8 protein-coding genes are annotated in these 8877 nt (G+C 72.5%); 2 read left to right on the plus strand and 6 right to left on the minus strand.

Going from position 1 to position 8877, the window contains the following annotated elements; all coding sequences use genetic code 11:
* Window positions 1-58 precede the first annotated feature (58 nt).
* From hflX to miaA, 6 genes are all read right to left on the minus strand, one after another.
* A complete protein-coding gene (hflX, locus tag ACFCZ1_RS31275; RefSeq protein ID WP_376681643.1) occupies window positions 59-1564 on the minus strand; it encodes a GTPase HflX in 1506 nt (501 codons plus the stop codon).
* A 124-nt stretch (window positions 1565-1688) separates the two neighbouring features.
* Window positions 1689-3158: a M1 family metallopeptidase gene (locus ACFCZ1_RS31280; RefSeq protein ID WP_376681688.1), complete on the minus strand. Its 1470-nt coding sequence runs from the start codon at window positions 3156-3158 to the stop codon at window positions 1689-1691.
* A gap of 87 nt (window positions 3159-3245) precedes the next feature.
* A complete protein-coding gene (locus ACFCZ1_RS31285) occupies window positions 3246-5324 on the minus strand; it encodes a RelA/SpoT family protein (protein WP_376681644.1) in 2079 nt (692 codons plus the stop codon).
* Between the two features lie 140 nt (window positions 5325-5464).
* Window positions 5465-6340, minus strand: coding sequence for a diaminopimelate epimerase (gene dapF, locus ACFCZ1_RS31290; protein ID WP_376681645.1), 876 nt, complete (start codon window positions 6338-6340; stop codon window positions 5465-5467).
* A 66-nt stretch (window positions 6341-6406) separates the two neighbouring features.
* Entirely contained in the window at window positions 6407-6958 is a 552-nt protein-coding gene (locus ACFCZ1_RS31295) for a hypothetical protein (protein WP_376681689.1), read from the minus strand.
* 132 nt (window positions 6959-7090) lie between these two features.
* Entirely contained in the window at window positions 7091-8029 is a 939-nt protein-coding gene (miaA, locus tag ACFCZ1_RS31300) for a tRNA (adenosine(37)-N6)-dimethylallyltransferase MiaA (protein ID WP_376681646.1), read from the minus strand.
* A gap of 227 nt (window positions 8030-8256) precedes the next feature.
* Here miaA and ACFCZ1_RS31305 point away from each other — a divergent pair, with 227 nt between their 5' ends.
* Both ACFCZ1_RS31305 and ACFCZ1_RS31310 read left to right on the plus strand, forming a co-directional pair.
* The gene (locus tag ACFCZ1_RS31305; protein WP_376681647.1) at window positions 8257-8469 is read left to right on the plus strand and encodes a gliding motility protein; all 213 of its coding nucleotides are present in this window, start codon (window positions 8257-8259) and stop codon (window positions 8467-8469) included.
* Between the two features lie 23 nt (window positions 8470-8492).
* Entirely contained in the window at window positions 8493-8741 is a 249-nt protein-coding gene (locus ACFCZ1_RS31310) for an antitoxin (RefSeq protein ID WP_376681648.1), read from the plus strand.
* Window positions 8742-8877: the final 136 nt, after the last annotated feature.

Raw genomic sequence — 8877 nt, forward strand, 5'->3', positions numbered from 1 at the left:
GCCCCTGCACCGCAGGGGACCCCGGCCTTTCTCACACGCACTTCAGTGCGTCAGTGCGTCACCGCTTCGCCAGCGCGTACGGCGCCAGGTCCGCCGCCAGCTCCTGGTGGACCCGCGCCTTGAGCAGGGTGCCCTCCGGGGTGTGCTCCTCGGAGATCACGTCGCCCTCGGCGTGTGCCTTGGCGACCAGCGAGCCGCGGGTGTAGGGCACCAGGGCCTCCACCTCGACCTCGGGCCGCGGCAGCTCGGTGTCGATGAGCGCGAGGAGTTCCTCGATGCCCATGCCCGTGCGCGCCGAGACGGCGATGGAGTGCCGCTCGATGCGCAGCAGCCGCTGCAGGACGAGCGGGTCCGCCGCGTCCGCCTTGTTGATCACCACGATCTCGGGCACGTTCACCGCGCCGACCTCGCGGATCACCTCGCGCACCGCCGCCAGCTGCTCCTCCGGCGCCGGGTGCGAGCCGTCCACGATGTGCAGGATGAGGTCGGAGTCGCCGACCTCCTCCATCGTGGAGCGGAACGCCTCGACGAGGTGGTGGGGCAGGTGCCGGACGAAGCCGACCGTGTCGACCAGGGTGTAGACCCGGCCACTGGGCGTCTCGGCCCGGCGCACGGTCGGGTCGAGGGTGGCGAACAGTGCGTTCTCCACCAGCACGCCCGCGCCCGTGAGGCGGTTGAGCAGCGAGGACTTGCCCGCGTTGGTGTAGCCGGCGATGGCGACCGACGGCACCTTGTTGCGGCGCCGTTCCTGCCGCTTGATGTCACGGCCGGTCTTCATCTCCGCGATCTCCCGGCGCATCTTCGCCATCTTCTCGCGGATCCGTCGCCGGTCGGTCTCGATCTTGGTCTCACCGGGACCTCGGGTGGCCATGCCGCCACCGCCGCCGCCACCCATCTGGCGGGACAGCGAGGCGCCCCAGCCGCGCAGGCGCGGCAGCATGTACTGCATCTGCGCGAGAGCGACCTGTGCCTTGCCCTCTCGGGACTTGGCGTGCTGCGCGAAGATGTCCAGGATGAGGGCGGTCCGGTCGACCACCTTCACCTTGACGACGTCTTCGAGGGCGATGAGCTGGCCGGGGCTGAGCTCGCCGTCACAGACGACGGTGTCGGCGCCGCTCTCCATGACGATGTCGCGCAGCTCGCGCGCCTTGCCCGAGCCGATGAAGGTGGCCGGGTCCGGCTTGTCGCGGCGCTGGATCACGCCGTCGAGGACGAGGGCACCCGCCGTCTCGGCGAGGGCGGCGAGCTCCGCGAGGGAGTTCTCCGCGTCGTTCACCGTGCCGGAGGTCCAGACACCGACGAGGACGACACGCTCCAGGCGGAGCTGCCGGTACTCGACCTCGGTGACGTCTTCGAGTTCGGTGGAGAGGCCGGCTACGCGGCGCAGGGCCGCGCGCTCGGAACGTTCGAACTGCTCGCCGTCCCGGTCTCCGTCGATCTCGTGGCTCCAGGCGACGTCCTCTTCCATCAGGGCATCGGCCCGAAGGCTCTCGGTGAAGCTCGGCGAGTCCGGCACGTCCCGTGCGTCCCGCGCGTCCTGGGAAGGGGAAGAAGAGGAGGTCATTGGATCCTTACGTCGTTTCGAATAGCACTGCTGGAACTGTCACGTCCAACGTGTCACACCGCCCGGGGATTCCCCGAACGGGCCTGTCGATGGTGACATGCCCGTTCCCCGCCGGTCACACCCTTTATTTGCCGGCCGGGCTCCCGCCGGCCGCGGTCCCGCTCCACTCCGGGTGCCCGGGCATGGCGGGGGTCGTCTGCCCGTACAGCCACGGCTCCAGGAAGCCCTGCAGGTCCCGGCCCGCCTCCTCGGAGGCCAGGCGTACGAAGTCGTCGGTGCCCGCGACCCCGTCCCGGTGGTCCGCCACCCAGCGCCGTTCTACCCGGTCGAAGGCCTCCGTACCGATCTCCTGGCGCAGTGCGTACAGGATCAGCGCGGCCCCGTCGTACACCACGGGGCGGAACAGCCCGATCTTCTGGCCCGGGGCGGCGGCCTTCGGAGCCGCCGGGGGGCCGCCCGCCGCCCGCCACTGGTCGGAGCGCTGGTACGCCTCGCGCATGCGCCGCTCCAGGGAGTACTTGCCGAGTCCGTCCGCGTACAGGGCCTCGTACCAGGTGGCGTGCCCTTCGTTGAGCCACAGGTCGGACCAGGTCCGCGGGGTGACGCTGTCGCCGAACCACTGGTGGGCGAGTTCGTGGACCATCACGGCCTCCACGTACCACTCGGGGTAGCCCTCGCCCGAGAACAGGCCGTGCTCGAAGAGCGAGAGGGTCTGCGTCTCCAGTTCGAAGCCGGTGGTGGCCCGGGCGATCAGGACGCCGTAGTTCTCGAAGGGGTAGCGGCCGACGCGCTCCTCCATCCACGCGATGTGCCCGGCGGTCTTCTTCAGCCAGGGGTCGAGCTTCTCCCGGTCTTGGGCGGGCACCACGTCGCGCAGCGGCAGCCCGTGGGGTCCGGTTCCGTGGACGACGGCGGAGCGGCCGATGGAGACCTGGGCCAGCTCGGTGGCCATCGGGTGCCGCGTGCGGTACGTCCAGGTCGTCGAGGGGCCCCTGCGCGGGCCGCGGAGGGCCGGGACGTCCGGCAGCCCGTTGGCGACGACCGTGAGCCCTTCCGGGGCGGTGACCCGGAAGGTGAAGTGGGCCTTGTCGGCGGGGTGGTCGTTGCAGGGGAAGACGCGGTGGGCGGCGTCCGCCTGGTTGGCCATGGCCAGGCCGTCCTCGGTGGGCACCCAGCCGCCGTCCCCGCGCCCGCGCGGGTCGCTGGTGTGCCGGACCGTGATGTGCATCGGCACATGACGCGGGACGGGGCGCACGGGGGTCAGGACGAGGTCCTCCCCCACGCTCTCGAACCGCGCCGGCTCGCCGTTGACCTCGGCGGACTCCACCTTTCCGTGGGTGAAGTCCAGGTTGATCCGGTCCAGTGGCTGCAGGGCGCGGGCGTCGATCACGGTGACCGCGTCGAGGGGGGTGCGGTTGTCCTTGTACGTGAAGGACAGATCGTAAGAGAGCACGTCGTACCCGGGGTTCCCGAGCTCGGGGAACAGCCGGTCGCCGATGCCCAGCGCCGTCGGCGGGGGCAGCACGGCGGCGACGAGGGTGAGGGAGGCCGCGGCGAGCAGGGCGGCGCGCAGGCGCGGGGAGGTGAGCTGCATCCACCACCGCTTACCAGCGCCCGCCTCGCTGCCGCGCACGGCGCGCGACAGGTCCACCCGAACGGGACCTTCCGGCGCCGACCCGGCCTATGCGCGGCTGACGTCGTACACGCCCGGCACGTCCCGCATCGCCCGCATCAGGGCGGGCAGCCCGCCCGCGTCGGGCAGCTGGAGGGTGTAGGTGTGCCGGACCCGCTGCTCGACCGGCGGCTCCACGGTCGCGGAGACGACCTCGACCCCCTCGCGGGCGATGGCCTCGGTCAGGTCGGCGAGCAGATGGGGGCGGCCGAACGATTCGGCCAGGATCGTGACCCGGCAGTCCGCCGTGGCCCGCCAGTGCACGGCGACGGAGGTGCGCCCCACCGCGCGCATCTGGGCGACCGCGGCGCAGTGGATACGGTGCACGGTGACGGCCCCGCCTCGGACCACGAACCCGGCGACCGCGTCGGGCGGCACCGGGGTGCAGCATCCGGCGAGCCGCACGGGGGCGTCCGGCAGGTCGGCGACGGCGTTGGCCCCGCCGCCCCGGGCCCCGACCACCGACAGCGGCGCACGCGCGGCCGAGGTGGTGGCCATCGCCCGGTCGGGGTGGGCGTCGAGCCAGCGGCTGATGGCGATCCGGGCGGCCGGGGTCCGCGCGTGGTCCAGCCACTCGGCGGCGGGCCCCGAGGAGGCGTCCTGCGCGAGCAGCAGCTGCACGGTGTCCCCGTCGGACAGCGGGGAGGACAGGGAGGCGAGGCGCCCGTTGACCCGGGCGCCGATACAGCCGTGGGCCGCCTCGCCGTGCTGCGCGTAGGCGGCGTCGATGCAGCTGGCCCCGGCGGGCAGGCCCAGCGTCCCCCCGTCGGCGCGGAAGACGGTGATCTCCCGGTCCTGGGCCAGTTCGGCGCGCAGGACGCTCCAGAAGGTGTCGGGGTCGGGCGCGGACTGCTGCCAGTCGAGCAGCCGGGACAGCCAGCCGGGCCGCGTCGGGTCCACGCGCTCCTCGTCGCATTCGGCGGCGTCGGCCGTCGCGGTGGCGTACGGATTGCCGAGCGCGACCACGCCCGCCTCCGCCACGCGGTGCATTTGCCGGGTCCGCACGATGACTTCGGCGACGTAGCCCTCGGGCGTGGCGACGGCGGTGTGCAGCGACTGGTAGAGGTTGAACTTGGGGGCGGCGATGAAGTCCTTGAACTCGGATACGACCGGGGTGAAGCAGGTGTGCAGCTCTCCCAGGACCGCGTAGCAGTCGGCGTTCTCGCCGACGAGGACGAGGACGCGGCCGAAGTCGGAGCCGCGCAGCTCGCCGCGTTTGCGGGCGATCCGGTGCACGGAGACGAAGTGCCGGGGCCGGACCTGCACCTGGGCGGCGATGCCGGCCTCGCGCAGGACGGTGCGTACGGAGTCGGCGATGGCGGGGAGCGGGTCGCGCTCCCCCGCGTGGGCCGCGATGAGCGCGCGCGTGTGCTCGTACTCCTCGGGGTGCAGGATCGCGAAGACGAGGTCTTCCAGCTCGGTCTTGAGGGCCTGGACGCCGAGCCGTTCGGCGAGCGGGATGAGCACGTCGCGCGTGACCTTGGCGATGCGGGCCTGTTTCTCGGGTCGCATCACGCCGAGGGTGCGCATGTTGTGCAGCCGGTCGGCGAGTTTGATGGACATCACGCGGACGTCGTTGCCGGTGGCGACGAGCATCTTGCGGAAGGTCTCGGGCTCGGCGGCGGCGCCGTAGTCGATCTTCTCCACCTTGGTGACGCCGTCGACGATGAAGCAGACCTCGTCGCCGAACTCCTCGCGGACCTGATCGAGGGTCACATCGGTGTCCTCGACGGTGTCGTGGAGGAGCGAGGCCGTCAAGGTGGTGGTCTCGGCGCCGAGTTCGGCGAGGATCAGGGTTACGGCGAGCGGATGTGTGATGTACGGCTCACCACTTTTTCGCATCTGACCGCGGTGCGAGGTCTCCGCGAGGACGTACGCGCGGCGCAGAACGGACAGATCGGCGTCCGGATGGTGGGCGCGGTGCGCCTCGGCGACGTGGCCGATGGCGTCCGGAAGGCGGTCGCGGGACGTGGGCCCCAGCAGGGCCGCGCGGCCGAGCCGGCGCAGATCGAGCCTGGTCCGGCCGCGTCTGCGGAGCTCAGGGCGCGCTTCGGGGTGTGCTTCGGGGTTCGTGGCCTCTGCACTCATGGGCACCTCCGGCGGCTTCGACCGGCGGTGGCGGGCATGGGGTGAGCCCTCAGGGCCGGTGCCTGATGTTACCGACCCCACCACGTGGCGCAGTCCACCTCTCGCTGAGCGTGAAACGGATCACCCATTAGAGGGAAGCTTCAGGCGAAGGCCGTTTCGGTGAGCCAGGCCGCTTCGAACTCTCCCGCAGCCACGATCACGGCCGGTCCGGTCATGTCGATCCGCCCGTCGGGGTGCTCGGTGATCACCAGGGTTCCGCCGGGGAGGTCGACGGTGTAGGTGACCGGTTCGCCGGTGGCGGCCGGGTCTGCGCCGTCGCGGCGGATGGCGGCCACGGCTACCGCACAGGCTCCGGTGCCGCAGGAGCGGGTCTCGCCGGAGCCGCGCTCGTGCACGCGCATGGCGACGTGCCGGGGGCCGCGGTCGACGACGAACTCGACGTTGACGCCGGTCGGGTAGGCGGACGCCGGGCTGAAGGCCGGGGCGGTGTACAGGTTCCCGGCGTCGTCGAGGCTGTCGACGAAGGCCACGGCGTGCGGGTTGCCCATGTTCACGTTGCGCGCGGGCCAGCTGCGCTCGCCGGCCGAGACGGTGACCTCGCCCTCGGGGAGGACGGCGCGCCCCATCGAGACGGTGACGTCGCCGCTCTTGTCGAGGTGGACGTGCTTGACGCCGCCGCGGGTGGCGATCGCGAGGTCGCCCGGCTCGACGTGACCGGCGTGCTGCAGGTAGCGGGCGAAGACGCGCACGCCGTTGCCGCACATCTCGGCGACGGAGCCGTCGCTGTTGCGGTAGTCCATGAACCACTCCGCCTCGCCGGCCAGGTGCGCGGCGTCGGGGTGCGCGGCGGACCGGACGACGTGCAGGACGCCGTCCGCGCCGATCCCGGCCCGCCGGTCGCACAGCTTCGCGACGACGGAGGCGGGCAGCTCCAGCGAGTTGTCCGGGTCCGGGACGATCACGAAATCGTTCTCGGTGCCGTGGCCCTTGAGGAAGGGGAGGGTGGTCTGCGTCACCCGCCCATGGTACCGAGCCGCAGTTCAGAGGCGCTGCGCAGGCCCCGCAGCGTGGCCCGGGGGCGGTCAGCGCAGCCGGGCCACGCGGTACACGGCAAGGGTGATGACGGCCAGCACGACCAGGGCGTACAGCGCGGCCATGCGCCAGTCGGGGCGGCGGCCGCTGCCCCTGGCCGGGAGCCCGGGCCAGGTGTAGCCCACCCGGCGGGCCGCCATCATCCCCCAGCCTCCGGCGCAGCAGCTGATCAGGAAGCCGAGCATGGCGACCACGGCTCCGCCGTCGCCGAACTCGAAGGCGAGCGGGAAGGCGAACATCAGCGATCCGGCGGCGGCGAGCACCGCGATGGGGGCGATCTGCCACAGGCGCAGTCGGCGCTGCGGACGCAGTTCGACCTCGAACGCGGGTCCGGCGGCGGCCTCGGCCTCCGCGGAGTCCGGTGCGTCCGGGCCGTCCGGGGTCAGCCGCGCGGGGTCTGCGGGCAGCCCGAGCCCGGCGGGGGCGTCGGGCCCCGCGGACCCGTCCGTCGGGTCGGGGGACCCGTCCGTCCGGTCGAGAAGCCTCGGATCCGCTTCCCGCCGGATGTCGTCCCGCCCGGTGTCACGAGGGCCGGCCTCCATCGCCACGCGCCCTCCCCACTCGGACTCAGTACGCCGCAATTGCCTGCCGGTGACCACACCCGCAGGAGTTTGATGATGGCACGCCGTCGGCCCCTCGACGGGCGCCCGGGGCGTCCCGATGCCATCACGTGATCAGGCTGTGACCGCTCGTTCGACCAACGTCTGCGCGAGTCCGGGGAGTTCCCCCCGGTCCGCGGCGCCGCCGCTGAGCCACTGCACGCGCGGGTCGCGGCGGAACCACGAGTCCTGCCGCCGGGCGAACCGCTTGGTGGCCCGGACCGTCTCGGCCCTGGCCTCGTCCTCCGTGCACTCCCCGGCGAGCGCGGCGAGCACCTGCTGGTAGCCGAGCGCCCTGGAGGCGGTTATTCCGTCGCGCAGGCCCCTGGCCTCCAGCCGGCGGACCTCCTCCACGAGCCCGTCCTCCCACATCCGGTCCACGCGCAGCGCGATCCGCTCGTCGAGTTCGGGCCGGGCCACGTCGACGCCGATCTGCACGGTGTCGTAGACGGACTCGTGCCCGGGCAGGTTGGCCGTGAAGGGGCGGCCGGTGATCTCGATGACCTCCAGTGCGCGGACGATCCGGCGGCCGTTGCTGGGCAGGATCGCCCGAGCGGCCGACGGGTCGACGGATGCGAGGCGGGCGTGCAGGGCGCCGGGGCCGCGCAGGGTGGCCTCCTCCTCCAGCCGGGCGCGGACCTCGGGGTCGGTGCCGGGGAACTCCATGGCGTCCAGGGCGCCCCGTACGTACAGGCCGGAGCCGCCGACGAGGACGGGTGTGCGGCCCTCGGCGAGGAGTTTGTCGATCTCGAGGCGGGCCAGGCGCTGGTACTCGGCGACGTTGGCGGTCTCGGTGACGTCCCAGATGTCCAGGAGGTGGTGGGGGACGCCGCCGCGCTCCCCCGTCGTCAGTTTGGCGGTGCCGATGTCCATCCCCCGGTACAGCTGCATGGAGTCGGCGTTGACGACTTCGCCGTCGAAGTGGCGGGCCAGGGCGACGCCCAGATCGGACTTTCCGGCCGCGGTGGGACCGACGACGGCGATGACCCGCGGTGCGGGGGCTGCATTCCTCACCGCCCCAGTCTCGCAGCCCCCGGTCAAGACACGGCCATGTACCCGATCGAGCTACGTGACGGGGTGGGGGCGGGGTCGTTCCCCTGGCGAGGTTCCGGCCCGGCGTATGCCCCGCGTACGCCCGGCGAAGGCCGGTCCGGCCACGGCGGAACTTCACTCGCACGAGTAGCGTTACGGGAGTAGACATGGGTGTTTTTGATCGGTTTTTTCGTCGTAAGGACGCGGTTGTGGCCGAAGAGGTCGCGGTCGAGGCCCTGACGGCGGAGTCCGGCGAGGCCGGCCGGGCCGAGGGAGCCGAGCCCGAGCCCGAGGCTGCGGTCGAGGCCGCGGTCGCGGTCGCGGTTGCGAAGGCTCCGGCGGCGGAGGCCGTGGAGATTCCGAAGCAGCAGTCGGCCGATGTGGCCGCGGACAGCGAAGCCGGCGAAGGCGCCCGTACGTAGCGACCGCCAACGGAAGGTGACCCATGGGCCTGCTGGACAATCTGAAGGCCAAGCTCGGTCCGGCGAAGGAGAAGGTCGGAGCCCTCGCGCAGAAGAACGAGGGCAGGATCACCGAGGGTCTGGACAAGGTCGCCAAGGCCGTGGACTCCAAGACCCACGGCAAGTACAGCGACCGGATCACGAGCGGCACGGGCAAGGCGAAGGACGCCCTGGGCAAGATCGCGCACAAGGACACCCCCGGCGGGCCGACGACGCCGCCGGCCGCTTCCTGACGCGGAGCCGGAAAGGGGCGCGGGACCGGCACCCGGGCCCCCGCCCCTAGGGGGGGGGGGGGGGGCGGGTATGGCCGGGGGGGGGGTCAGCGGCTGTGCCGGGGAGCCGACGAAGCGGCCGGCGGCCGGGCTGCGG

Source organism: Streptomyces sp. NPDC056224, from assembly GCF_042267665.1.
GTDB lineage: Bacteria > Actinomycetota > Actinomycetes > Streptomycetales > Streptomycetaceae > Streptomyces.

What these genes read in the sequence shown, in the direction of transcription:
- hflX (WP_376681643.1), bottom strand. Translation starts at nt 1,564, where the DNA reads ATGACCTCCTCTTCTTCCCCTTCCCAGGACGCGCGGGACGCACGGGAC.
- ACFCZ1_RS31280 (WP_376681688.1), bottom strand. Translation starts at nt 3,158, where the DNA reads ATGCAGCTCACCTCCCCGCGCCTGCGCGCCGCCCTGCTCGCCGCGGCC.
- ACFCZ1_RS31285 (WP_376681644.1), bottom strand. Translation starts at nt 5,324, where the DNA reads ATGAGTGCAGAGGCCACGAACCCCGAAGCACACCCCGAAGCGCGCCCT.
- ACFCZ1_RS31295 (WP_376681689.1), bottom strand. Translation starts at nt 6,958, where the DNA reads ATGGAGGCCGGCCCTCGTGACACCGGGCGGGACGACATCCGGCGGGAA.
- ACFCZ1_RS31310 (WP_376681648.1), top strand. Translation starts at nt 8,493, where the DNA reads ATGGGCCTGCTGGACAATCTGAAGGCCAAGCTCGGTCCGGCGAAGGAG.